Raw genomic sequence first — 24,363 nt, forward strand, 5'->3', positions numbered from 1 at the left:
CCGAAGACCCCCGGCGGCCAATCCATTCCAGCCCTCTGCCGGGCAGACGCATGTAAGCCATACCCGGGGTCTCCCCGAGTGAACCTGGAACCTCTGACCGGCTCCTGGAGCACCCTTGAAAGTTTAGGGACGCATGTTACCGGCGGTAGTGCCCGCGCACCTTCCTCACGAAGCGACTCGTGAGGAAGGCGGTAACCGGCATGAAAGGCGGCGTAACCCTCTACCGCGGACCGGGCACGGCCGCCCGCCGCTACCTCGAATCCGACCGGTCCACCGCGGACGACTACTACCTCGAAGGCGGCACCGCCCTGGCGGACTTCACCATCACCAACGCCGCCGGTGAGGTCGTCGCCAATACCGGGCTGGACCCGGAGCAGTACGCGGGCTGGGTCGACTGGATCCATCCGCTGACCGGGGAGCAGATGGGCATCCCGCGTGAGGCTGGCGAGGTCCGGAAGGGCTCCCCGCGGTTCGCGGAGATGGTCGTCAACACCCCCAAGAGCCTGTCGATCGCTGCTGCGTTGCATCCGGAGGTCTCTGACGCCCTCGATGCCGCGCAACAGGACGCGGTGGCCGAGATTCGGCGGTGGCTGGCACAGCACGCCTACACGCGGGTCGGCCCGCGCGGGCAGCAGGAAATCATCCCCGCCGAGTCGGTGCAGACCGTCGCCGTCGTGCACCGCACGTCGCGGGCGGGTGATCCGCACCGGCACGTGCACTTCCAGATCGGCACTCGCGTTCCCGCCGCGGGCAAATGGCGTGCCCTCGATACCGCGGTCCTGTTCAAGCAACAGGGCGCCATCCGTGCACTCGGTGCTGCGGTGATCGCCGCGCACCCGCAATTGGCTGCAACCCTGGACGCGCACGGCCTCACCCTCGATCCCGTCACCGGGGAGGTCACGGAGTTAGAGCGGTTCAACCCGGTGATGAGCAAGCGGGCCCATCAAGTCGAACGCAACGTGAAGCGGTTGGAGGCCGAGTGGGAGGCCGCGCACCCCGGCGAGGAGCCCGGCCCCGTGGTCCGCGCGCGGCTGTTGCACAAGGCGTGGGCGCATGAGCGGCCGAACAAGAAGCCCACCGACCTCGGCGACGAGGAAGCGTGGCGGGCCGAGCTGGTCGAGGCCGGGTACGACCCCGAGACCCTGCACCGTGCCCCGGCTCCCGAGCGGGTCTCCGTCGATGACCTCAGCGTGCAGGAGGTCGCCAACCGTGCCCTGGACCGGGCTGCGGCGGGTGGGTCAACGTGGACGGTGCACACCATCCGCGAGCACGTCACCACCGACCACGGCGTGCAAGCAACCGGCGAGGAGTTGCGCGAGTTCGTGCAACTCGCCACCGACCTTGCAATAGGCGATTGCTTCTCGGTGCTCCCGCCCGGTGCGGTGCAGCCTGAGCATGTTGCACACCTCACCTCGCTGCGGGTGGTGGAGGCCGAGACGCAGTTGCGTGACCGGCTCGAAGCGCAGGCACCGAACCGCGAGCCTCGCCGCCCCGACCTCAGCGACCTCGCCGCCGAACACGGCCTCGATGCCGGGCAGGCCGAGGCCGCTGCCGCGGTCGCCTCCCGCGACTCGCTCGTGGTCGTCGAGGGGGCGGCCGGGTCCGGGAAGACCACCATGCTCGCCACCGCCATCGAAGCCCTCGACCACGACGGCCGGGCCGCGCGGGTGGTTACGCCGACGAAGAAGGCCGCCCAAGTCGCGGGAGAGACGCTAAAGGTGCCCGCGGATTCCGTGGCCGCGCTCGTCTACGCGCACGGGTTCCGGTGGAATGACGACGGCGTCTGGACCCGCCTCACGCGCGGCGACACCGACCCCACCACCGGCCGCATCTATACGGGTCCACCGGAGGGGGCACGGCTCACTCGGGGTGAGCGGGTGATCGTGGACGAGGCCGGGATGCTCGACCAGGACACCGCCCTGGCCCTCCTCACCGTCATCCGCGAAGCGAGGGCGTCGGTGGCGCTGGTCGGCGATCGTGCCCAACTGCCCGCGGTTGGTCGCGGCGGCGTGCTCGACATGGCCGCCCACATCCGCGGTGCAACCGTGGATATGAGCGAACTGCACCGCTTCGCTGACGACCAGTATGCGGCGCTGACGTTGCGCATGCGCGAGGGGAAGAACCCGGCGGCGATCTTCGACCAGTTGCACGCCCTCGGCCTGATCCGGTTGCATGCCGACGATGACGCGCTGCGCGAGCACATCGCCGAGCACACGGCCCCAGAGGATGCGGTGACCGTGGCGACCAACGACGAAGCCACCGCGCTCAACGAGCGCATCCGCACCCTCCGTGTCGAGCGAGGCGAGGTCGATGACGCCCGCACCGTGACCGGCTCGGATGGTCTGCCGATCGGTGTGGGGGATCTGGTGCAGGCGCGGCAGAACGACGCCGAGCTGCGGGTGGCGAACCGGCAGACTTTCACCGTCCAACAGATCAGCGAGGACGGTACGGTGCACGCAATCGAGACTGGCACCGACCGGAAGCACAACGTCACGGTCACTCTCCCGGCCGAGTATGTGGCTGAGCATGTGCACCTGGCCTACGCTGCCACTGCCTACGGCGTGCAAGGCGCAACCGTGAACAGTGCGCACACGGTGCTCTCCGACACCCTCGACGCCGCAGCCGTCTACGTCGGCCTCACCCGCGGCAGCGGCCGCAACGAACTCCACGTGATCGCCGCCGACCTCGCGGAGGCGAAGGCGCAGTTCGTCGAGGCGATGGGCCGCGACCGCGCCGACCGCGGCCTCGATGATGCCACCGCCCGAGCGCACGAGGCCATTGCCGGTCTGGTCAAGGACGGGCCAGTCTCGATGGTCACCAGAGAGCTGGCCCGCCTGGAAGGGCTGGCGGAGAAGGCTGAGCAGCGGGCGGCCTGGTGGGAACAGGTCGGTGACCAGCTTACTGCGCTCTCGGCGCGGCATCGGGAGGAGACGGACGAGAGCACCACCGCACTAACTGCCGCGGAGGAGCACGCCGCGAGGGTGCGGACCGAGACCGTCGCGCCCCTGGAGACACGCGCCGAGGCCGAAGGCCGGGAGTACCTCGATGCTGTCGGCGAGGAAGCTCAGGCGGCCGGACGACTCGCCACGGCCGGGTGGTTCGGCAAGCGGCGTGCCCAGCGCGAGCACGACACCGCCCGCGACCACGCCCAGGCGCTGCGCGATCGCCTGTCCGCGGAGTGGGGCACTCTCCCGCGGCATCCGGGTGACCTTCATGCGTGGGCGGGTCGTGTCGCCGCCCAGCAGGCCGAGGAGGCTCCCGAGGTGGTGGAGGCTGACGAGGCCGTGGTCGAGGCGCGGCAGGCGCGTACCGGGTTGCAGGAGCGGCAGCGCCGCGACCGGCTCACCCTTCTGGCACGCCTCCACGGGGCGGACAACGTCCGCCGTGACCCCGACCGGTACCTGCGCACCAGCCCCCGGAGGCAGGCGGCGAAGTGGAGGGCCTCGGCGGAGGAGGCATGCGCTGAGGCCGCCGAGCTCCGCGGCGTGCCGCCGGATCAGGCGGTGTATCTCATCGAGATCAAACGCGCCGCCGCCGAAGCCCGCGAGGCAGCCCTGCGTGACCGGCAACGACAGCTCCCCGACGAGCAACACCCCGACCGGATTACACCCCGTCGAGACGGGCCGGCACGCGGTCTTTAGGAGGCAGGCGGCTTGCCCCAACTGCGTCGTTTGGTCAGGTGCCACGACCCACACGATGGGCATTCATAGATTCGCAACGGACCGGCATAACGGGCTCTTGGGACATTCGGTGGGGGTAGGGCTCGCCGGGCGATGATCGGCGGGTAGGGGTCGAGGTCCCCGAGGATCAGAAGCGCTAACCACCTGATCGATCACGAGGACCTCGACGTGCTTCACCCTACTTCGGGGTGCGCTGACGCGCCCTCTGCCGCTGATCCGTGTTCCCGCTGTGACTTGCTGCTCGGTCTGGACGGGGTCCATGTCGAGCACGTCGACCGTCGCGACGGGCTGCTGGTGGTGACGGTCTCGACGCCGGCGGCGCCGATCGGCTGCCCTTCGTGCGGGGTCGTCGCGACGGGTCGTGGGCGTCGACGCCGGCTGCTGCATGACGTGCCCGGGACGACGCGGGTGCGGATCGTGTGGCGGCAACGCGTGTGGCGGTGCGGTGACGATGGTTGCGCGAAGAAGACGTTCGTGGAGCAAGTGCCCACTTTGGTCGCTCGGCGCGGGTCGATCACGAAGCGCGCCGTCGGCTGGGCGATCGGGCAGCTGCGTCGTGAACACGCCACGGTTCATGGCTTGGCTCGGCAGCTGGGGACGTCGTGGAAGACGGTGTGGCGCGCGGTCGAACCCGAGCTGGTGCGGCTCGCCGCCGACGAAGCCCGGTTCGAGGGTGTCACGACGCTTGGCGTCGATGAGCATGTCTGGCATCACGTCGACCCGCGCAAACGGGGCCCGAAGGAGCTGACCGGGATGGTCGACCTGAGCCGCGATAGTGCGGGAAAGACGCGGTCCAGGCTGCTGGATCTGGTGCCGGGCAGGTCCGGGAAGGCGTATGCGTCCTGGCTCGCAGACCGCGGCGACACCTTCCGCAAGAACGTGCGGGTGGCAGCTCTCGATCCGTTCGCCGGCTATAAGACCGCGATCAACGACAAGCTCGAGGACGCCACAGCGGTGCTCGACGCGTTCCACGTCGTCAAGCTCGGCACCGCCGCGGTCGACGAGGTCCGCCGTCGGGTGCAACAGGACACCCTCGGGCATCGGGGACGGAAGGGCGATCCGCTCTACGGGATCCAGACCATCCTCCGCGCCGGAGCGGAGAACCTCACTGACAAGCAGCAAGTCAGGCTGACCACCGCGATCGAGGCCGACCCCGCGCACGACGAGGTGTTCGTCGCGTGGCAGTGCGCGCAGCAGCTGCGCTCCGCCTACCACACGAAGGACCTCGCCGAAGGGCAGCGGATCGCCGAGAAGGTCGTCGACACGTTCCACACCTGCCCGATCCCCGAGATAGCCCGCCTCGGCCGGACGTTGCGCCGCTGGCGCTCAGCATTCCTGGCGTACTTCACGACCGGGCGATCATCGAACGGGGGCACCGAAGCGGTGAACGGGATCATCGAGCTCCACCGACGCCTCGCTCGCGGCTACCGCAACCGAGACAACTACCGGCTCCGGATGCTCCTCGCCGCCGGCGGACTCACCCAATGACCCCCACCGGATGTCCGAAGAGCCGCATAACGTGAGCGGCGCAAGGCAACGTGCGTTGCGTCACCGTAGTCGTGGTACTGACGCTTGCCCGTCTCGTCGCAGAAAACGCGCGAAAAGGACGGCTGCCACTTTTTCTTGCGCCGACGACGGCTCACGGTTCACTCGCTTAGATGGTCGTGTTCGTTCCTGAGTCGGTTATTATTTCAAGAATAGAATCAAGGCAGGTGGACATTTTCACCGATATGTTGTCGCAATCCTGAGTCATTTCGGCAATCTCCTTTGCGCCCAGGAGTGCGAGAAAGATGAGATCAGCAACTCGCGACACTTTTATTTGCGTGGATACGCTACCTTGTTGATATGCGATTTGAAGCTGCTCTTCTATGAACCCCCGCCAAGTTCGACGCGGGTCAATGTGTCGTTCCGGGAAGTGCTCGGAGGACCTGGCCGCGAGGTGGAGCCCGGCTCTCACCTCCGGGATCGTTTGGATATGTGACCCAACCAACGCGACGACGCAACGAAGGCGTTCGATCGGCCTGTCCTCGGTGCGTCGCGCTTGGGCTTGTGCATCGCGCATCGTTTGGCCTTCGACATCGAGGATATCTCTTGCGACCGCGGAGACGCTTGAGTAAGCGCTACGAGCCGTCTCTTCACTGACTCCCGCCCCACGAGCAATGTCGGACAGACTAACTTTCTCATACGGCAAGACGGCGAAGATATTAGCTGCGGCCTTACGTACATCCTGTTTGAGATTAGAATGAGTCATGCGTCACCTCGCAACGTTTTCGTGTAGGCCAGAGAGGCACCTGCACGCACTCCGTTGCTAGCTGTGCAAGTTACCCGAAGATCGTGGACCAACTGCCCTTGTCTGCGTAGGACGTTGTTTCGATCCAAGCGAGTCTCGATTCGAACTTGTGTAGGTATCGTCTCGGAGCCGATCCGCTCGCGGTTGATGAACATTGACCGCATCCACAGGTCTCCCAACCTCGACCGATCAGAGTTGTTGGCATAGGAGGCCGCCGCTTGAGATGTCTGGCCCATCGCAGTGACGTAGTCGACCATGGTGAGGCGAGGCTACCTCTCTGAGTCGATACCGCCAACCCGGGGGATACGGCTCCCCGTGTTGTACTCATGGACCGTGGTCAACAATCGTCGCCATGGATCGTACGTCTCTATGTGGGCGGTCGAGTGGATGTACCTGAAACCGTCTTCGTAGACACTTCGGAGTCTTTCCATGTTCTGTGATTGAGTATCACCAAGCGGTGCTTCTGCGAGCCAAGCCTTGACCCGTATGTTCCCCGCAACTGCATCCACCATAAGCGACGGTCCATGTTCATCTTGTCGCAGCGTGAGGTCAATCGGGACCTCATTGAGCTTTGTCCAGGGGCGGGAAGCAGACTTGAGTGAGACAGCGCGGAGGCCAAGGCTGTTCCCAGTCGGAAACCTGGGCAGCCGACCAAGCGCCGACTCGCAACCTTGAGCAACAAGGCTAATGGCGTCTACGGAACTGAGATGACGCTCGCGCTCAACCCCGTCGGTGGTCAACGACCAGTCCGCCGGGTACCGAACGTCGGCAATCAGCGTGCACCTAACGCTCGCGGACAGTTTGTCTTCCAATCGGTTAATTTCGGTGCGGTAGGCGACAGACCGGTACCCTTGCGCGAAGTACCTACTGCGTTCCGGTCCAAGAACCTCAGCCAAGGGCACGAACGTTTCTGTAGGCCTATGCGTCATCGGGCCCTCCTCGCGACTGGTCTACGTTACACAGCCTACTGTATAGCCTCAGAAGAGCCGGCTTGGTACAGTTGCCCTGTGATGATGAACCGAGCTGGCCGCCCTCTGGCCCCAGGCATCTCGTCCGCCCTTCTCGCCGCCGCGGAAGACATCATGACTGAACGCGGCTACAGCGAGCTATCAGTTGACCTCCTCACCAATACGGTAGGAATCACGCGTCCGACGTTTTATCGGCGCTTTAGAAATATTGCTGACCTGGCCTTCGCCGTCATCCAGCAACGGTTCGGCAAGGGAGAAGAGGTTAACACTGGAAACCTAATGGGTGACCTGTTCGAGTTGCAGAAATATGAACTTGATATGATGGCAGACCCCTTGATCATCAAGAACCTGCCCGGCCTAATTCTTTCATTCAAGGCTGATCAACAGATCGAGGACTTGTACCAAAAACACTTTATCGAGCCACGGCGTGACAAAGTGTCTGAAGTCGTGAAGCGGGCTATAAGCAGAGGCGAAATATCAGACGAGACCTACGACTATGATTATCTCTGCGACATTCTCCTCGGGCCGTTTCTGACCAGAATTCTGATGCCGGTCGAGGGGACGCTGAGTATTGATTTAGCTTATCAGACAGCGATCACTGTGTGGAGTCTACTCACCACTTCCTCAGATGTTCTAAATCGGTCACGTGTATCCGAGCTACTGTCTGAAGTCAACTAGTCGAGCGTCAAGCAACCGTTATTCTGAAGAGCCGCCGCGCATTTCCACTGCAAAACTTCCGACGATCCGACACGCTTATCGGTGCATGTTCGATCCAGTTCGCGGCAGGCTGGTTTTCGGAATACGGATAATCAACCGAGAACATGATTCGGTCGCTGCCGATCGCCAATATCGCGTTGGTGAGAGAACTATCCGAAAACGATCCGCTTGTGGTGATCCAAATGTTATCCGCAAAATACTCCTCAAGGGTTTTCTGCGGACGCTTGTCAAACGGGTTGAGATCGAACATGTTCTGAGTGCGCCACAGCAACGCAGGCAGTGCTTCGCCCATGTGTCCCACTATAAGCTTCGCGTCTGGGAAGCGGTCAAACACGCCGGAGAATATAATTCTAAGCACGTGCGTAGCCGTCTCTGCACCGAACCCCCAAGTCGCACCCTTCAACTCAGGATGGCCCTCGTACAGTCTTAAACCCCCACTGAGTGCGGACCTGGGATGAAGGTAAAGAGGTACGTCCAACTCACACAGCTTCTCCCAAAACCGATCGTTTGCTGCCTCATCCAGATAGATTCCTCTTTCTGGATGCTGCGTACTCGTATATCCATTAACCATGGCACCTTTGAAGCCGAGATCAACGACGGCTCTTTCAAGCTCCTGCGCTGCCGCACCGGCGTTCTGCAACGGAACCGCCGCGAATCCTGAGTACCGAGACGGATGCCGACGGACTACTTCTGCAAGAAAGTCGTTCTCAGAGCGCGCTTTCTTTTCTGCGTCCGCACTGTCGACGATGGCTTGGATGCCGGGTGCCGTCAGCGACAAGATCGCATGGTCGATGCCCGCGGCATCCATGCGGGTGAGGCGGATCTCGTCAAATTCAGCCAATAGACTTTGGATGGGGCGATAGTACGACGGCATAACACCGCCACCGTCAGAGACCCTAGCTAGTTCAGTCTCGTCACTAAGAATTCTCTTGGAGTCGTTGGGGTGCTGATACGCCTCTTCGACTGCGATCTTGCCGAGTTGCTGCGGTTCCTGCATTGATGCCTTCCTACTGTGATCGTGCGCACCACCCGGGGATGCGGTCCGCGGCTGAGCGGGTACGCCGGGTGGCTCTTACCCGCTACCGGTCGGGACACCAAGAACGGGGTAGGACCTGGTTCTTTGCCCTCGATCGCGCCGCGCGTGCTAGTCTTTACACACCCGACTGTAAGTCAACCTACCACGTACCGGAGAGAGACGACGCTAGGCCCTGAACAGGCGGCCGAGCCGACTTCCTTCCACCGGGCTGATGTGGGCAAGAGAGGAGCTCATCGTGGAGTTCGGAGTGAATTTTTTCCCCGACGTGCAACCTGCCGAGAAGTCCGGCAAGACCTACTTCGAGGAGTGCCTCGAGGTAGTGCGAATGTTGGAGCCACTGGGCTACACACACGCGAGAATTGTTGAGCACTACTTTCGCTCATACGGCGGATACTCGCCCAATCCCATGCTTTTTCTCTCCGCGGCGGCGATGTGTACCGAGAAGCTGCGTTTGGTTACGGGCGCCGTTCTGCCCGCCTTCAATCATCCTCTGAAGCTGGCTGGCGAGGCGGGAATGCTCGACGCCTTGTCGGACGGTCGGCTCGAAGTGGGCTTTGCCCGAGCGTTCTTGCCGCACAAATTCGAGCGCTTCGGGGTTGATATGGATACCAGCCGTGACCGCTTCGAGGAGGGAGTGGATGCAGTTGTCGACTTGCTTGAGAACGACAGCGCCTCCCTGGATGGTAAGTTCCATTCCTTCCCAGCGACAACTTCTCTGCCTCGTCCCACCCAGATGCCGCGTCCGCCGATGTGGGTAGCCGCGCTTAGCAGTCCTAAGAGTTTCCGAAGGGCGGGAGAACGAGGGTTTGGCGTCATGGCTAATCCGATCGCTCCGGATTCTCTTCGAGAGAATATTGCGGAGTACCGCGATGCTTGGCGCATGGCTGGGCACACAGGAGAAGGTCGCGTGATGCTCGCCTTCCACATGTACTGTGCCGATGACACCGAGACCGCGGTGGCTGACGCCACTGCTCCAATCAACGGTTACCTCAAGAGCCTTGTTGATGCCGCGTCTGAGTGGGTCGAAGGTAGCACAAGCGATGACTATCCGGGCTATGATCACATGATTGCGAGCATGGCTCAGGACGACTGCCAGAGTCTCATGGAGCGCAGCGCCGCCCTCGTCGGCACACCTGACGATATAGTGCGGCAGTTCTCGAAATTCTACGAGGATTGTGGAGGGTTCGATATCGCGAGCCTTCAGGTCAACTTCTCCAGTCTTGATCCCGAGAAAGCGAAGGCCTCTCTCGAACGCTTCTCGCGAGAGGCGCTTCCGCGGCTAGTGACGCTCGGTGAAACGGAGAACTAATGTCCAACGCTGGTGGGGAGGAAAGGGAGCTTGCAGATTACCGACGCTCCCTCATGCGTAGTCGGGAAGCCGCGAGGCAAGAGCCGAACCCCACTTTTATGCTCGGCGGCTACAGGTGGTCTCAGTTTGCGGGTGTCTTCCCACCGGAACGTTCGCCCTCAACGGGAGCCTTCCTTAAGCTGCTCGAAGTACCGGGAAACGCAAGCGTATTAGAAATCGGCTGCGGTACGGGTGTTATTTCGGTGCACGCGCTCCTCAGAGGCGCTGCCCATGTTGTCGCTACTGACTTGAGTGCTGAGGCGGTTGCGAACACGCTGGACAACGCGGCGAGGCACGGTGTCGAGGATCGACTCGATGTCCGCCAAGGAAACATGTTCTCCGCGATCCGTGAGCATGAGGCATTCGACATCGTGTTTTGGCATTCAAGTTTCGTTAAGGCCCCCTCCACCCTAACTGGATTGACCGACCTCGATCTTGCTTACGTCGATCCGGGGTATCGTTCGCATTTAGCGTTCCTGAGCACAGCGCTTCAGCATACTAACGGAGGCGGTGTGGCATTTCTAGGTTTCAGCAGCAGAGGAGACCGCCAGCTACTCGATGAGCTGGCCGCAGACAACGGCGTCGCGCTAAACCCATATGACCAGACGACAGTCCTTGAGGATGACGGCGAAGTCAAGTACGAACTCTTGAAACTCGAAGAGCCCGCGGGACGGTGAAGCATGTCGTCACCTTCTCAGCCCACAGGCCTCACCAGAACGAACGCACAGCATGCGCTCGTCCTTCTTGTGCTGTTCCTCGGCGAGTTCATCGCAATCTTTGATATCTCAGTAGCCAACGTTCTGCTTCCCACCATTCAGCGTGAGCTGCACGTCGGCGGCTCCACTGCTTCACTCGTGATTGCCGCTTACAGTGCAGCGTATGCCAGCTCGGTACTACTCTCCGGCAGGCTCGGCGACACTTACGGATTCGCCCGCATATTCCAGTGGGGTGTTGGGCTCTTCGGGCTCTCATCACTGCTCTGCGCCTTCGCACCTACCCTCCCTACCCTCGTGGTCGGACGGGTTTTGCAAGGTCTCGGAGCTGCGCTCCTATTCCCACAGGTTTTAGCCGGCGTCCAAACTGCCGTTCCACCACACTGGAGGGGAGCCGGCGCCGGGATCTTTGGCGCTGTGCTTGGTATCGGCTCCACCCTGGGTCAAATCGGCGGCGCCTGGCTTGGCCGGATCGAGTTCCTCGGGTCCGGATGGAGGTTTGCGTTCTTTGTCAACGTACCCATTTGTGCCGCGATTCTGCTCGTCGGTGTCTTCGCTCTCCGCAATCCCGACAGACGACCCCGCTCCTTGGACGTACTTGGGGCTATCTACTCGGGCGTCGGCATCGGTGCGCTCGTGGTGGGCTTGGCACTGATTAACACTGGCGCACTTCTTTGGAGCTGGCTGTCGCTGCTCGTCCTAGCGGTCGTCGCCTTGGTACTGTTTGCGTGTCGACAGCGATTCTTGTGGCGGTTTCAGGACAAGGCGCTTATCAGTCGAGAAGTTCTTCGCTCAACAACCTTCATCAGGGGCTTGGGACTGGCGCTGGCGTTCTACCTGACGCAGGTACCATTCTACGTCGTTCTCACCCAGGCTGCCCAGTCCGGGACAGGTCTCACACCCACTCAGTCGGCGAATCTCTACGCAGTACTCGGGGTCGCCTTCTTACTCACCTCTATAGCCACCGCTCGATTGTCCCAACGCGTCACCCCCGTGGTGGCCAGTATTGCGTCCGTCGTACTCCTTGCGAGCTTCGTGTTCCTCATGTATATACCAATTGATCAACTGCGCCCCGGTAACGTCGTCGTTTTCATGGTTCTTGCCCTTAACGGGTTGGCTGGCGGATGCATCGCCCCCTCGATAGTGCGGCTGGCTTTGACCGACGTGCCGAAAGACCACGCCAGTTCAGCCTCCGGAATGGTCTCCATGAGCCAACAACTCGCAAACTCGATCGGTACCACACTCACCGCCGTCGTTTTCGTAGCAGGTAATTCTGCCTACGGTGTCGCGCGAGGATTTGGTTTCAACCTGCTTCTCTTTACAGCAGCGTCGATCGTGGTTCTTGCCCTTACAGGAAGCTTCGCCTGTCATCGCCGGTCTCGCCGGATCGCGACTACTAACGCAGGCCGACAGAAATGATCCCCTACTCCGCGCGGCCACTGATTCACTATAAGGACGTGGAACGTTGATACGCACACTTCTCATCGACAACTACGACTCGTTTACATTTAATCTCTACCAATACCTGTCGGAGGTGAACGGATGCCCTCCGTTCGTTGTGCCAAACGACTGGGACGAATTCACGCCGGAAGAGCTCTCGCGGTTCGACAACATTGTTATATCCCCAGGTCCGGGTACTCCTGAGAAATCGGGTGACTTTGGCATCTGCTCTGTTGTAATCAGAGACGCAACGGTACCCGTCCTCGGTATCTGCCTTGGTCATCAAGGCATTGCTTACGTACACGGGGGTTCAGTCGATCACGCACCCGAGCCTATGCATGGCCGACCGTCACAAATCTGGCATTCCGAACAGGGTCTTTTCGATGGCATCCCATCGCCTTTCCGAGCCATTCGATACCATTCGTTAGCCGTCTCGGAGGTGCCACCCATCCTAGAAGTAACGGCCCGGTCTGAGGACGGCATTGTCATGGGCCTGCAACACCGAGAACGCCCTCAATGGGGCGTGCAGTTCCACCCCGAGTCTATCGAGACGGAATACAGCCTCCAACTGCTACGCAACTTCGCGCGACTGACTCAGAGAGCTGAAACGTCAGAGAGGCGCGTAAATATCCCTACGCAGTCCAATAGTCTTACACCTCGAAGTCGTGAATCTGAACAAGCCAAGACCGAATACGATGTTCATGTCGACACATTGCCCTTGCACTGTGGTGACGAGCAGTTGTTCTCAGCAATTTTCGCCGACGAGGTCAACTCAATCTGGCTCGATGGCAACCAACCTGAAAATGCCGCGTCTCGGTTTTCTATCATGGGAAGCCCCACAGGTCCGAATGCTAGTATCGCGACGAGCGACACTAGTGCGGGCACGGTTACGGTCACCGGAGCCGATGGGCACGCGCAGACGTTCGAGCGCGGATTCTTCGACTGGCTCAAATCGGCGATGGAGTCGGTTGACGTCGAAACCCCGTCATTACCGTTCGAATTTGCCCTCGGCTGGGCAGGCTACCTCGGCTACGAGTTGAAATCAGAAGTCGGTTCCCCGAACCAACACCAATCAGCCATCCCAGACGCCTGGGTGATGTTCTTGGATCGCGCGCTCGTCGTCGACCACCTAACGAACACGATCTATTTGCTGGGCCTCGCGCAGCGCGGATCGCGCGGCGACGACTGCCGCGAATGGTTCGAGCGAACGAAGGAGCAGATTGCAAGCTGCAAGGTGGCTGCTCGGTTGCCGGAGGAACCGTCCGAAGTTGAATTGTGGGCTCGGCACTCTCATGCCGACTATCTCGGGCTGATTCGGGAAGCGAAGCAAAACATCATCGATGGGGAGTCGTACGAGGTGTGTTTGACAAACATGCTGTCGGGCGAATCCTCGCTGAAGCCTCTTGACACCTACCTTCGACTCCGCGAACAGAATCCAGCGCCGTTCGGTGCATTCCTGCGTTCTCCCCAAGTGCAGGTCCTCAGTACCTCTCCGGAGAGGTTCGTGAGCATCTCAGGGGACCGCCATGTCGAGTCCAAGCCGATCAAGGGCACTCGTCCACGTGGCAACACCGAAGCGGAGGACGTCCAGATCAGAAGTGAGCTGCAGAACGCGGAAAAGGATCGCGCTGAGAATCTGATGATTGTCGACCTTGTCAGGCACGACCTGTCGCGAACGGCAAGACTTGGTTCCGTAAGGGTCGAGCGCCTCTTTGACGTCGAATCATATGCGACTGTGCACCAGCTTGTCAGCACAATCTGTGCGGAACTGGACCCGAACGTGGATCCAGTTACCTGTGTCAAGGCCGCGTTTCCGCCTGGGTCCATGACGGGAGCCCCAAAACTCAGGACAATGGAGATCATTGACAAGCTCGAAGGCGGAGCTCGCGGAGTCTACAGTGGGGCGATCGGGTATTTTTCTCTCTCTGGAGCCGTGGACCTCAGCGTCGTCATTCGAACGCTCGTTCTTTCCCGAGGGGAAATCCAGTACGGCGTCGGAGGTGCCATTATATCTCTCTCCGACGAGCAAGCCGAGTACGACGAAACCGTGGTCAAAGCTCGCCCTCTCCTCCACGTCCTCCGCGACACACCCTTTCCCGAAGGACTAGATCCTGCGAACCCTACCGGAGAGGCACTCTGATGCCCGTCTGGACCTGGAACACCGAACGCGCCACATTCGACCCTGTAGAAAGTGCCGGGCCACTCCTACTGGCAGACTCCTGGTACTTGCGCGAAGGTCGGGTCAGGGCGCTACCCCGGCATCGGGCTCGGTTCGCTGCTGCCGCGCAACAGCTAGAACTGCCCAGTCCCGACGCACCGGAGATCTGGTCGCAGATCGTAGATCTGCTGCCCCCTACCGGTGAGTGGTTTCCTCGAATCGAATTCGTGGGCGGAGCCCAGCCAACGTTAGGGATCCGGCCTCGCCCCGCCCCGGCACGCACACAGGAAATCAGCGTATGGGTGCCAGCATTCCCCGACATCCGCCGGTCACCCCACTTCAAAGGCCCAGACATCGAACGGCTTGAAGATCTCCGCATGCACGCTCGGGACAAATTCGGATGCCAGGAAGTCCTCCTCCTTAGCCCAGATGGGTACGTCATCGAAGGTGCGACATCCAACATACTTTGGTGGGAGAACGGCAAGATCTGCGTGCCCGACATCGACCTTGAGCCATTTTCTGGAATTACCACAACGTTGTTACAAGAGGAAGCGCGTTCATGTTCCCTTCCCGTGGAACACCGAAGAGCTGTGCCCGACGACCTCAAGGACAAAGAAGTGTGGATGCTCAACGCCCTGCACGGAGTTCGCCGTGTCGCCCGATGGTCAGGATCGACAACGGCTCCGTCCACCCCGCCGTCGTTCTGGACCTGGCGCGAGTGGCTGGATTCGCTCATGGTTAACGTCGCGGGAGGAAGGCAAACTCACGATGCCCTCGACTAGGAGTTCTTCTGCGCCTAAGAAACAACAGAGTGGCACCTCCCCGTTCCCTCGTCTTGACGCCGAACGGAAGACGCAAGTATGCATCATAGGAGCGGGGCCAGCCGGCCTCACGGTGCATCAAGCGATGGCACAGATCGGTGTAACGTCCGTCGTTATCGAGGCTCGATCACGACAGTATGTCCAGAACCGAGTCCGCGCAGGTCTAGTTGAGCCTGGGACTGTGCGCATACTAGACGATCTAGGCGTCGGTCAGAAGCTTCTTCGCGACGCAGCCTGTCACAAAGGCTTGCTGCTCCAACTCGACGACACTTCGGCACGGGTACCCTTCGGTGACATCACCGGCGAGCCAGTCTATATGTATCCCCAGCAACACATAGTCCGCGATCTCATTTCAGCCTCTGACCCGCAACGCATTCTGTTCGATACGGAGGCAGTGAACGTCGAAACTGGTTCCTTAGATGCCGCAGTAACAGTCAACCATGCCGGACGACACTTCCGCGTGAAATGCGACTTCATTGTGGGCGCCGACGGTGCCCATGGAGCATCCAGACGCTCCCTACCCGACGAACGGAAGAAGTCCTACGAGCGAGATTATGGTATCGACTGGTTAGGCATCCTTGCAGAAACCGCACCCCTCGCCGACGAACTTATATATTCTTGCTCGGCCCGCGGATTCGCGCTCCACAGCATGAGGGGCGAGTCCCAAAGTCGGCTCTACTTGCAGGTCCCCCGCGGGTCCAGTCCCTCGTGGACAGACGACCGGATCTGGCAGGAACTTGACTATCGTCTCTCTCCCGGAGCGGCTCGCATCCGTCGAGGAGACATCACTGAACGCACAGCGGTGAAACTCAAAGCGTTTCAGCTCGAGAACCCACAGTATCGAAGGCTCTTCCTGATCGGCGATGCTGCGCATACGGTACCTCCCAGCGCGGCAAAAGGGTTGAATCTAGCCGTTGAGGACGCGGCGTGCCTGGCACAGGCCTTGTGGGCTTGGTACCAGGACCACGAACGAGGTGGCCTCGATCGATACGCCTCCAAAGCCGCTCAAAGAGCCTGGCTGGCGCAGATGTTCTCCGCCGAGATGACCCGCCTGCTTCATGTGCTGCCAGGCGACACACAGTTCGATACGAAAACGAGGACCGCCCGATGGCAGCGGATTGTCGACAACCCAATCGCTCTCAGAGATTTCGCCGATCACTACGTCGGCATCGCCCGAAGGTAACCGGCCCGCGTGGATGACCAGACTTCACGGCTACGGATACCAGACCGCTGTCGCGTTACCAGCAAACCAACTAACAAACGATCTGCGTCGTTGACGAACGGAGGAAGAACGCGATGAAGAAGCCATTGCACGTGCTCACCCTTGCGGCGATCATCGCCCACCACGGGATCGAGGCGGCGGCGGGGATCGGGGTGCCTGGGGAGCCATACATTGGTCGGCGCCGTGCCACCTTCCTGTGGACGGCCGTCTTCGCCGGAAACGCGTATGCGCTCACTCGTAAAAGCAGAGAACTCGGGCTCCTGACCGCATTCGCGAACGGTGCTTACCAGGCTCTCGCTCTACAGCACTATATTGACTGGCCGTGGAGGTTGCGTAAGGGAGTCCCGATTATTCAGGAGGCCGAGGAACTCCCTGAACGCTGGTTACCTGCCTACAACACGGCACTCCTCGTGGCCACAGGGCTTTCGTCAGTAGCCTGCTTGCGAGAGCAGGGTCCTGGCGCCAGAAGGGCGCACCTCCTTGGACTGGTGACCTTGCCATGGCAACTTGCCTCGGCGAGACGTCATCAGCAGTGGCTCCAAGCCCAATGATCCGTCGCTTCCGTCCAACTCCTCGGCTCCGCTGCGACGTCGAACTTCATGTCTAGACTGGCGGGCCCCTTCCAACCCCTGTGAAGCCTGGCCGCCACTTTGCTGGGTTGCACCGCCAAGCAACGCCCCAGCACCCTAATCAGTTACAACCTAGTGTGTATTGCTTCGCCACTGGAACTCGGGTAGCGTGCGTCACATGAAGCCGGAGCAAGCAGACTCGCGCCACAACTACGCGTTTCGTGACAACGCGTCAGCGAGTCAGCGCCTTGATACGCTCGACGAGATGTTCGGGGAGTCGAGCCGAGAGTTCGTGTCAACGTACCCCAACCGAGGAACCAAGTTGGCCCTTGACTTAGGGTGTGGGCCAGGGCACACCACTCGGCTTCTCGCTGAGTCTCTCCGTGCCCAGAGGACTGTAGGCGTTGACCAATCAGAGGTTTATGTACAGAACGCGAGAGCAAGGTATCCAAATCTAGAGTTTCAGTCCCTGGATGTCACGCGCGAGATGCCTCTTCCGCCAGCGAACGTCATATACGCGCGCTTTCTCCTCAGCCACTTACCCGACCCGTTGGAGCAAGTCGTCCACTGGTCGAGGCATTTAGCGCGCGCCGGTGTGGCGCTACTTGAGGAAACTCAATCCATCGAGCCTCTGGACCAGGGCTCACGTCCTTACCTGGAGTTGCAGAAGTCATTGGTTGACCACCATGGAGGGACGCTTTTCGTTGGGCCGGTTCTCGAGCAGTTGAGTGAAATTGCGGAGCTTGAGGTGTTCCACGATGAGATCCAGTCAGTCACGCCTCCCGGCCGCTTGGCGGGGCGGTCATTCTCGCTCAATTTGCAAGCGTGGTCGGATGACGCCTTTGTTCGGCAGCTGCATTCTCCGCGCGAACTCGACCGGCTAAAGGATAGAGTTCACGCCCTCACTAGCTACGGTGCGAGCCCCGTGGCGAGATGGAGTATCAGGCAGATCATGATTCGTAGGAGAATAAATTGACCCTAAGTGCACTGAGATTCGGCGCTTTCATATCACCCTTTCATCCGCTGGGAAGAAGCCCGACACTAGCGATGGCACGAGATCTTGACCTAGTCAGGCATCTGGATGATCTTGGATTCGACGATGTGTGGATCGGGGAACACTACTCGGGCGGCTGGAGCATCATCAGTGCCCCGGAGATGTTCTTGGCGGCCGCCGCGAGCCAGACAAAGCGAATAGGCCTTGGGACAGGTGTCGTAAGTTTGCCGTACCACCACCCATTCCAAGTAGCCAGCCGGATCGCTCAACTCGACCACCTCAGTCGCGGGCGCGCAATCCTTGGTCTCGGCGCCGGAGTAAGTAAAGCCGACGCGCAGATGCTAGGGATCGATCCGGAAACGCGCTGGCGGCGCATGGATGAAGGTATCGACGCCGTCAAGCGGCTTCTCAGCGGAGAGGAGCCCGTATCTGTGTCCACCGACTGGTTCTCTCTCGATCGGGCAGAGTTGCAGCTCCTCCCGCTACAAGCGAATATTGAGATCGCCGTGGCAAGCAACTACTCGGAGAACAGCATGCGTCTCGCTGGTCGCCACGGACTTAGTCTCCTCGCTCTCGGAGGGTTTCTCCCCGGAGGGCCGAAGGTTGACCTGGAACAACGATGGAGAATCGCAAAAGAGTCTGCGGCACAGCACAGCACCAACGTCTCCCGAGACGGTCTGAGCATTGTCCTGCCCGTCCACCTCGCGGAAACTCGCGATCAGGCGTTCCAAGATGTCCGTACAGGCGCCGAAAGTTGGCTGTTCGATTATTTCCACGACACTCTGGGCGCTCCGGTGCGTCAATCCACGCCACCAGGCCGTGAAGTCGAGGAACTTGTCGACCAAGGCGGCGCGATCATCGGCACACCGGAAGACTGCATCACCGCTATTAAGACACTGTACAATCAGAGCGGAGGGTTTGGGCGATTCTTGACCGTGGTTCTTGATTGGACTACTCAAGCAAAACAGTGGGAAAGTTTCAATCTTATGGCAGAAGAAGTCGTCCCGCACTTCTCGCCTTCTTCGTTGGACTCATTGCGTCGAGGGCAGCTCCGTGCGGCGCCTGGGACCAACAGTTGATCTACTAGGGTCTCGACTTTACCGAGCGAGTTTCCACTAGACCCCGTTGTTCCACGTGGATGAAGTTTATTTGGTTCCACAAGGCGGGTTGAGCCGGTGAGGCCAGACACGCTTAAGCGCTGACCACCGCAGACTTCGGTTCAATTCTGGTATCAGCACGCATACTGCACTGATGTGTGGGTATGAGGTCCGATCGCGCCACATCAAGCGGTGCTCCGGCGTCTGCGAACCGAGGGACCTGATGAGTTCAGCAACTCCGAGGTGCCCGAAACGTGCAACGCCTCAGCCCACAGCCCCCAGTCGTAGTAGACTGAAAGCGCAAACACTCGGCATACCGCCTAGATCCTGGCTCGGCTCATCCAGGATGAGAAGCTGAGGCGCTGGCTCCGCCAACAGCAGCACCGCCAAAACGGCGCGGAACCGTTCACCACCCGACAACGACCCCACCTGCTGCTCCACGATCCGCCCCCGTAGGCCGAAGGCAGCCAGGCGATTGCGCAGGTCACGATCCTCCACGTGCGGCGCCCGCAGCGTCAGCGCGGTCAGCACGGTCTCCTCATCACTCAAGGGATCAAGCCGCTGGGGGACGTAGCCGACCCGGTCGGTGGTGAGCACCCCCGACGCGGTGAGTCGCGACGGTTCACCGCTGACCAACGATGCCAGCAGCGTCGTCTTGCCCACCCCGTTAGGGCCGACGATCGCCACACGCTCGGGTCCAGCGATGATGGGCCGTTGATGGGCCCCGTTCAACTCCGCCAGGCGGCGCCCCGAACCGACATGGGGGTCGGGCAGCACCAACGTCAGTTCCTCACTCACGCGCACCCGGGACTGCGCCTCACTCAAGGCGGCCTCGGCGGCAGCCTCGCGTGCCGCCAGCGTCGATCGGTCACCGGCCTGCGCCTTCTCGGCGCGGTTTTGCCGATAGTCCATCACGACAGGAAGGACGCCTGACTCACGTTGCGCCTTCCCGTGACGCACCGAACGCGCTTGCCGGGTCTGAGCCTCGATGCGCTGGTGACGTTCGGTGCGGAGGCGTTGCTCGGCCGTCCGCACGGCTTGCCGAGCAGCCTGTTGCGTTTGCTCTTGGGCCTGGAGGAACGCGCTGTACCCCCCGCCGAACACGGTGAGGGCGCCGGAACTCAGTTCAGCCGTGGCATCCAGCGTGTCGAGCAGGGTGGTGTCATGGCTGGAGATGAGCAGGGTCCCCTTCCAGGAGGCGATCAGCCCCATCAGTCGGTGCCGGGCGTCCGCGTCGAGATTGTTGGTCGGCTCGTCCAGCACGACCACCGGAGTACGCGCCAATTCCAGCCCGACCAGGGCCGTCAGGATCGCCTCGCCACCCGAGAGCGTGCCAATCGGCCGCCGCAGGTCAGGGGCGGGCCCCAAGGTAGCGACGACGGCAGCCAGGCGCGCGGCCGCCCGATCAGGGGCGTCCCAGGCATCCCCGATGGCGTCGAAGTGTTGCGGATCAGGATCGCCCGCCTCGATGGCGTCCAGGGCGCGCAGGATGGGACCGACGCCGAGGAGGTCAGCCACCGACGCGGCGGTATCCAGCACAAGGTTCTGTGGCAGGTACCCCACGGGGGCGTCCGCGTGGATGGTGATGCTGCCTCGCGTGGGCGACAGTTCTCCCGCGATCAAGCGCAGCAACGTGGACTTGCCGACGCCGTTGGCGCCGATCAGCCCGGTACGACCACCACTGAAAGCGGCGGTCAAGGAATCGAGGACCGTGTCAGCGCCGGGGTAGGCGAAGCTCAGGTCGGATACAACGATGGCAGGGTAAGGCAAAGGAATCTCCCGACGTTCAGCGAAAAAGGGGATGCGCTGAACAACGAGCACAGCTCGACGTCAGCGCGGGTTAGCGGCTGATGTCGAGATCTGTCATCACGCGTCCGATCGTCGGGAATGGGACGCCCTTAGTATGGCCCACACCGTGACCACTGCCAAGCGCGCCCGGCGTGCCGTGGGGACCTACAGCGTCACGAAGCCGTGTAGCTGACCGTCGGATGCAGGTCGTCCGTGGGCGGCATCCAGGTGTCGGGGTCGGCATCGGCTTGATCGCCTGAACGGATGTCCTTGACCGAGGCCCCAAACCACACGTACGGAATGCCGCGGCGATCGGCATAGCGGATCTGGCGGCCGTACTTGTCAGCCTTCGGTGCCACCTCAGCCGGGATGCCGCGCGCCCGAAGACGGGCGGCAATGTCGAGGGAGGATGCACGCGTCTCCTCGGTGTCCACGGCCACGAGGACGCAGGTCGGGACCGACCGGGAAGCGGTGAACTCGCCCTTGCCAATCAGGGGCGCCAGGATCCGGGACAGTCCGATCGAGATGCCGACGCCGGGCCAGGTGCGCTTGCCGTCGGTGGCCAGCGAGTCGTACCGGCCCCCCGAGCAGATCGATCCCAGGGAGGCGAAACCTTCCATTTCGGTCTCGTACACCGTGCCGGTGTAGTAATCCAGGCCGCGGGCGATCTTCAGGTCGGCGATGAGACGGCCCGGGACGACCGCGGATGCCGCCTCGACGACGGCAGCCAGCGCGTCGAGACCCTCGTCCAACAGCGGGTGGCTCACCCCCAGGGCCCGGACGCGGTCCACGAAGGACGTGTCGGCCGCCTGGATCGTGGCCAGGTCCAAGCAGGCTTGTGCCTGCTCAGGAGTCAGCCCCAGTTCATCGACGAGGAGACCAACCACCGCCGCGGGACCGATCTTGTCGAGCTTGTCGACCCGTTGCAGCACGGCAAGGTGATCCTCGACGCCCAATCCGCGATAGAACCCTTCGGCGAGGAGTCGGTTGTTCACGTGCATGACCACCGGTGGCAGCCCAAATTGCGTGTGGAGCCGCTCGAAGACCTCCAGCATCACCAAGGCGACCTCGACGTCGTGGTGGGCTGCCAGCGTGTTCTCGCCGACGATGTCGATGTCGGCTTGGACGAACTCCCGGTACCGGCCTTCTTGGGGGCGTTCGCCTCGCCAGACCTTCTGGATCTGATACCGCCGGAAGGGAAAGGCGAGGTGCCCTGCGTTCTCGGTGACATAGCGGGCGAAGGGCACCGTCAGATCGAAATGCAGCCCCAGTTGATCACCAGCACCGTCCTCGGCGTGGAGCCGACGCACCACGTAGACCTCTTTGGTGATCTCACCCTTGCGGGTCAGGGAGTCCATCGTCTCCACCGCCCGGGTCTCGATGGGCGCGAAACCGTGCAACTCGAAGACCTCGCGCAGCATGTCTTGGACGGCCTGCTCGGCGAGGCGTCCGGCCGGGAGGAACTCCGGGAAGCCCGACAGTGGTTTGATGCGGATACTCATGCCAGGTAGCCCTTGTCGAGATAGCGGTTCGTGGTGCGTTCGTGGCCCATCGTCGTGGTGGGTCCGTGGCCGGGCAGCAATGCGGCCGTATCCGGCAAGGCAAGCACCACATCGCGCAGGGTGGCCCGCATGGCGGCATCATCCCCGCCGGGCAGGTCAGTTCGACCGATGGATCCGGCGAACACCACGTCACCGGTGAAGATCAGTTCGGTGAGTTCGGGAGCTTCCTCGAAGGGCTCGACCAGCGGCACCCGGAACAACACGCACCCGGGCCGATGCCCGGGGGCATGCTCAACGTGGAAGCTCGCCCCGGCGGCGGAGAGGGTCTCCCCACCATGAAGCAGACGCAAGTCGGCAGGCTCACGAACGTGAACCCCCAACTGCTCCACCATCTGCTGCATCTGCGGCCTGCCCGAGGTGGGGTCGGTCAGGAGCTCACGATCCAGCGCGTGTAGGTAGACCGGCACACCGAAGTGATCGGCCACGTCCGCGGCTTGCGCCACATGGTCGATGTGCCCGTGCGTCAGCAGGACGGCCTCAACCGTGAGCCCTTGCTCGGTCACGACACGGTTGACCGACGCCAGTGCGTCCACGCCGGGATCGACTACGACGGCACGGCCTTCTGCGAAGCCGAAGATGTAGCAGTTGGCCTGCCACGGACCGGCGGGGAACGACGCGAGGAACATGCTCTCCACCCTATCGGGATGGGCAGCGCACGAAGATCGGTCGTTTTCGGGCAAGATGGACGGCATGAGTGACTCCGCAGGACCGGCGAGCTTCGGTCGCGTCGAGGAAGACGGCACCGTCTACGTGACCACCAGCGACGGCGAACGCGTCGTCGGGCAGGTGCCCGATGTGAGCGCAGAGGAGGCGTTGGCCTTCTTCGTGCGCCGCTTCGAGGCGTTGGATCTGGAGATCACGTTGTTGGAGCAGCGGCTGGCCTCCGGCGCGTTGGCACCTGATGATGCGCGGCATTCCATCAAGACCCTGCGCGGCTCCGTCACCGACGCGAACGCCGTCGGCGACCTTGCCTCCCTGGCAGCCCGGCTCGACGCCATGACTCCCAAGCTGGCCGAAGCATCCGAGGCTCGCAAGGCTGAGCGTGCCAAGCAGCATGAGGCCACGCGTCAGGCGAAGGAAGAGATGGTCGCCGAGGCGGAGAAGCTGGCGGGCGGCAACGACTGGCGCGGGGGCGTGAATCGCTTCCGTCAGTTGCTGGACGCATGGAAGGCCCTGCCCCGCATCGACCGTGCCACCGATGACGCGCTGTGGCACCGCTTCAGTTCCGCGCGAACCACCTACACCCGTCGGCGCAAGGCCCAGTTCGCCCAGCAGTCGGCGAAGTGGAATGACGCCAAGGCGATCAAGGAACAGATCATCGAGGAGGCCCGCGGGCTGGCCGACTCCACCGAGTGGGGTCTCACGTCCGGCGCGTTCCGCGACCTCATGACGCAGTGGAAGGCGGCAGGCTCCGCCCAGCGCGACGCCGATGAGAAGCTGTGGGCCGAGTTCCGGGCCATCCAGGACCAGTTCTTCAATGCGCGGACGGCAGCCCAATCGGCTCAAGACGAGGAGTTCGGCGGCAACCTCGTGGCCAAGCAGGAGTTGCTGGCCAAGGCTGAAGCGGAGATCCTTCCCGTCACCGACCCCAACGTCGGCCGCTCGGCATACCGCGCTTTCCTGGAGCAGTACAACGCACTCGGCAAGGTTCCGCGCGACGCCATGCGGGGCCTCGACAATCGCCTGCGCACGCTGGAGAACGCCGTCAAGCAGGCCGAAGCTGAGGAGTGGAAGCGCACCGACCCTGAGGCCCGGCACCGGGCAGAGGAGACGGTGGCGATGCTGAGCGCCGAGATCGGGAAGCTGCAGGAGAAGATCGCCAAGGCCGAAGCCCGCGGCGATGCCAAGGCCGCCAAGCAGGCCGAGGACTCGATCGCCACCTACACCGTCTGGCTGGATCAGGCCAAGGCCACGCTGGCGGACTTCACGCGCTGACCACACCGGCACGACGACTCGCCCC

General features: G+C 62.0%; 19 protein-coding genes. 13 read left to right on the forward strand and 6 right to left on the reverse strand.

What is annotated here, in order from left to right:
- The first annotated feature begins 200 nt into the window (after positions 1–200).
- Positions 201–3,641, forward strand: coding sequence for a MobF family relaxase (gene mobF, locus C1706_RS01990; protein ID WP_129457513.1), 3,441 nt, complete (start codon positions 201–203; stop codon positions 3,639–3,641).
- Positions 3,642–3,914: 273 nt separating this feature from the next.
- The gene (locus C1706_RS01995; RefSeq protein WP_129457671.1) at positions 3,915–5,168 is read left to right on the forward strand and encodes an ISL3 family transposase; all 1,254 of its coding nucleotides are present in this window, start codon (positions 3,915–3,917) and stop codon (positions 5,166–5,168) included.
- A gap of 166 nt (positions 5,169–5,334) precedes the next feature.
- Here C1706_RS01995 and C1706_RS02005 read toward each other — a convergent pair whose 3' ends face one another.
- Positions 5,335–5,931, reverse strand: a complete 597-nt coding sequence (locus tag C1706_RS02005; protein WP_129457515.1) for a TetR/AcrR family transcriptional regulator — start codon at positions 5,929–5,931, stop codon at positions 5,335–5,337.
- A 308-nt stretch (positions 5,932–6,239) separates the two neighbouring features.
- Complete coding sequence (locus C1706_RS14915) at positions 6,240–6,899, reverse strand: AvrD family protein (RefSeq protein ID WP_129457516.1); 660 nt, start codon at positions 6,897–6,899, stop codon at positions 6,240–6,242.
- An 81-nt stretch (positions 6,900–6,980) separates the two neighbouring features.
- Here C1706_RS14915 and C1706_RS02015 point away from each other — a divergent pair, with 81 nt between their 5' ends.
- Positions 6,981–7,616 carry a TetR/AcrR family transcriptional regulator gene (locus tag C1706_RS02015; RefSeq protein WP_241653394.1) on the forward strand — a complete coding sequence of 212 codons (636 nt, stop codon included), beginning with the start codon at positions 6,981–6,983 and terminating at the stop codon, positions 7,614–7,616.
- 7 nt (positions 7,617–7,623) lie between these two features.
- Here C1706_RS02015 and C1706_RS02020 read toward each other — a convergent pair whose 3' ends face one another.
- Positions 7,624–8,652, reverse strand: coding sequence for an amidohydrolase family protein (locus C1706_RS02020; protein WP_129457518.1), 1,029 nt, complete (start codon positions 8,650–8,652; stop codon positions 7,624–7,626).
- Between the two features lie 274 nt (positions 8,653–8,926).
- On the opposite strand from C1706_RS02020, the gene C1706_RS02025 reads away from it, so the two are divergent.
- From C1706_RS02025 to C1706_RS02065, 9 genes are all read left to right on the forward strand, one after another.
- Positions 8,927–10,000: an LLM class flavin-dependent oxidoreductase gene (locus C1706_RS02025; RefSeq protein WP_129457519.1), complete on the forward strand. Its 1,074-nt coding sequence runs from the start codon at positions 8,927–8,929 to the stop codon at positions 9,998–10,000.
- On the forward strand, positions 10,000–10,716 hold the full coding sequence (locus C1706_RS02030) for a class I SAM-dependent methyltransferase (protein WP_129457520.1): 717 nt from the start codon (positions 10,000–10,002) through the stop codon (positions 10,714–10,716). The genes C1706_RS02025 and C1706_RS02030 overlap by 1 nt, the downstream gene beginning before the upstream one ends.
- Before the next feature lie 3 nt (positions 10,717–10,719).
- A complete protein-coding gene (locus C1706_RS02035) occupies positions 10,720–12,171 on the forward strand; it encodes an MFS transporter (RefSeq protein WP_129457521.1) in 1,452 nt (483 codons plus the stop codon).
- Positions 12,172–12,217: 46 nt separating this feature from the next.
- Positions 12,218–14,332, forward strand: a complete 2,115-nt coding sequence (pabB, locus tag C1706_RS02040) for an aminodeoxychorismate synthase component I (RefSeq protein WP_206660928.1) — start codon at positions 12,218–12,220, stop codon at positions 14,330–14,332.
- The gene (locus C1706_RS14920) at positions 14,332–15,132 is read left to right on the forward strand and encodes an aminotransferase class IV (protein ID WP_129457522.1); all 801 of its coding nucleotides are present in this window, start codon (positions 14,332–14,334) and stop codon (positions 15,130–15,132) included. Before pabB ends, C1706_RS14920 begins: the two co-directional genes overlap by 1 nt.
- A complete protein-coding gene (locus C1706_RS02050; RefSeq protein WP_129457523.1) occupies positions 15,119–16,354 on the forward strand; it encodes a 4-hydroxybenzoate 3-monooxygenase in 1,236 nt (411 codons plus the stop codon). The genes C1706_RS14920 and C1706_RS02050 overlap by 14 nt, the downstream gene beginning before the upstream one ends.
- Positions 16,355–16,467: 113 nt before the next feature.
- Complete coding sequence (locus C1706_RS02055) at positions 16,468–16,944, forward strand: hypothetical protein (protein ID WP_129457524.1); 477 nt, start codon at positions 16,468–16,470, stop codon at positions 16,942–16,944.
- A gap of 283 nt (positions 16,945–17,227) precedes the next feature.
- On the forward strand, positions 17,228–17,938 hold the full coding sequence (locus C1706_RS14925) for a class I SAM-dependent methyltransferase (RefSeq protein WP_431830682.1): 711 nt from the start codon (positions 17,228–17,230) through the stop codon (positions 17,936–17,938).
- Positions 17,935–19,035, forward strand: coding sequence for an LLM class flavin-dependent oxidoreductase (locus C1706_RS02065; protein WP_129457526.1), 1,101 nt, complete (start codon positions 17,935–17,937; stop codon positions 19,033–19,035). Before C1706_RS14925 ends, C1706_RS02065 begins: the two co-directional genes overlap by 4 nt.
- 282 nt (positions 19,036–19,317) lie before the next feature.
- On the opposite strand, the gene C1706_RS02070 is transcribed toward C1706_RS02065, so the two are convergent.
- The 3 genes from C1706_RS02070 to C1706_RS02080 all read right to left on the reverse strand — a co-directional run bounded on the left by C1706_RS02070 (position 19,318) and on the right by C1706_RS02080 (position 23,029).
- Positions 19,318–20,823: an ATP-binding cassette domain-containing protein gene (locus tag C1706_RS02070; RefSeq protein ID WP_164987386.1), complete on the reverse strand. Its 1,506-nt coding sequence runs from the start codon at positions 20,821–20,823 to the stop codon at positions 19,318–19,320.
- Between the two features lie 191 nt (positions 20,824–21,014).
- A complete protein-coding gene (gene hisS, locus C1706_RS02075; protein ID WP_129457528.1) occupies positions 21,015–22,343 on the reverse strand; it encodes a histidine--tRNA ligase in 1,329 nt (442 codons plus the stop codon).
- The gene (locus tag C1706_RS02080; RefSeq protein WP_129457529.1) at positions 22,340–23,029 is read right to left on the reverse strand and encodes an MBL fold metallo-hydrolase; all 690 of its coding nucleotides are present in this window, start codon (positions 23,027–23,029) and stop codon (positions 22,340–22,342) included. The genes hisS and C1706_RS02080 overlap by 4 nt, the downstream gene beginning before the upstream one ends.
- Before the next feature lie 64 nt (positions 23,030–23,093).
- Here C1706_RS02080 and C1706_RS02085 point away from each other — a divergent pair, with 64 nt between their 5' ends.
- Positions 23,094–24,338: a DUF349 domain-containing protein gene (locus C1706_RS02085; protein ID WP_129457530.1), complete on the forward strand. Its 1,245-nt coding sequence runs from the start codon at positions 23,094–23,096 to the stop codon at positions 24,336–24,338.
- Positions 24,339–24,363: the final 25 nt, after the last annotated feature.

The sequence above is a fragment of the Propioniciclava flava genome (assembly GCF_004126535.1).
Classification (GTDB): Bacteria; Actinomycetota; Actinomycetes; order Propionibacteriales; family Propionibacteriaceae; genus Propioniciclava; species Propioniciclava flava.

Excerpts from the sequence above, each read along its gene's own strand:
- hisS (WP_129457528.1), bottom strand. The coding sequence starts at position 22,343 with ATGAGTATCCGCATCAAACCACTGTCGGGCTTCCCGGAGTTCCTCCCG.
- C1706_RS02005 (WP_129457515.1), bottom strand. The coding sequence starts at position 5,931 with ATGACTCATTCTAATCTCAAACAGGATGTACGTAAGGCCGCAGCTAAT.
- C1706_RS02035 (WP_129457521.1), top strand. The coding sequence starts at position 10,720 with ATGTCGTCACCTTCTCAGCCCACAGGCCTCACCAGAACGAACGCACAG.
- C1706_RS14915 (WP_129457516.1), bottom strand. The coding sequence starts at position 6,899 with ATGACGCATAGGCCTACAGAAACGTTCGTGCCCTTGGCTGAGGTTCTT.
- C1706_RS02015 (WP_241653394.1), top strand. The coding sequence starts at position 6,981 with ATGATGAACCGAGCTGGCCGCCCTCTGGCCCCAGGCATCTCGTCCGCC.
- C1706_RS14920 (WP_129457522.1), top strand. The coding sequence starts at position 14,332 with ATGCCCGTCTGGACCTGGAACACCGAACGCGCCACATTCGACCCTGTA.
- C1706_RS02085 (WP_129457530.1), top strand. The coding sequence starts at position 23,094 with ATGAGTGACTCCGCAGGACCGGCGAGCTTCGGTCGCGTCGAGGAAGAC.
- C1706_RS02055 (WP_129457524.1), top strand. The coding sequence starts at position 16,468 with ATGAAGAAGCCATTGCACGTGCTCACCCTTGCGGCGATCATCGCCCAC.
- C1706_RS02020 (WP_129457518.1), bottom strand. The coding sequence starts at position 8,652 with ATGCAGGAACCGCAGCAACTCGGCAAGATCGCAGTCGAAGAGGCGTAT.
- C1706_RS02030 (WP_129457520.1), top strand. The coding sequence starts at position 10,000 with ATGTCCAACGCTGGTGGGGAGGAAAGGGAGCTTGCAGATTACCGACGC.
- mobF (WP_129457513.1), top strand. The coding sequence starts at position 201 with ATGAAAGGCGGCGTAACCCTCTACCGCGGACCGGGCACGGCCGCCCGC.
- C1706_RS02080 (WP_129457529.1), bottom strand. The coding sequence starts at position 23,029 with ATGTTCCTCGCGTCGTTCCCCGCCGGTCCGTGGCAGGCCAACTGCTAC.
- C1706_RS02050 (WP_129457523.1), top strand. The coding sequence starts at position 15,119 with ATGCCCTCGACTAGGAGTTCTTCTGCGCCTAAGAAACAACAGAGTGGC.
- C1706_RS14925 (WP_431830682.1), top strand. The coding sequence starts at position 17,228 with ATGTTCGGGGAGTCGAGCCGAGAGTTCGTGTCAACGTACCCCAACCGA.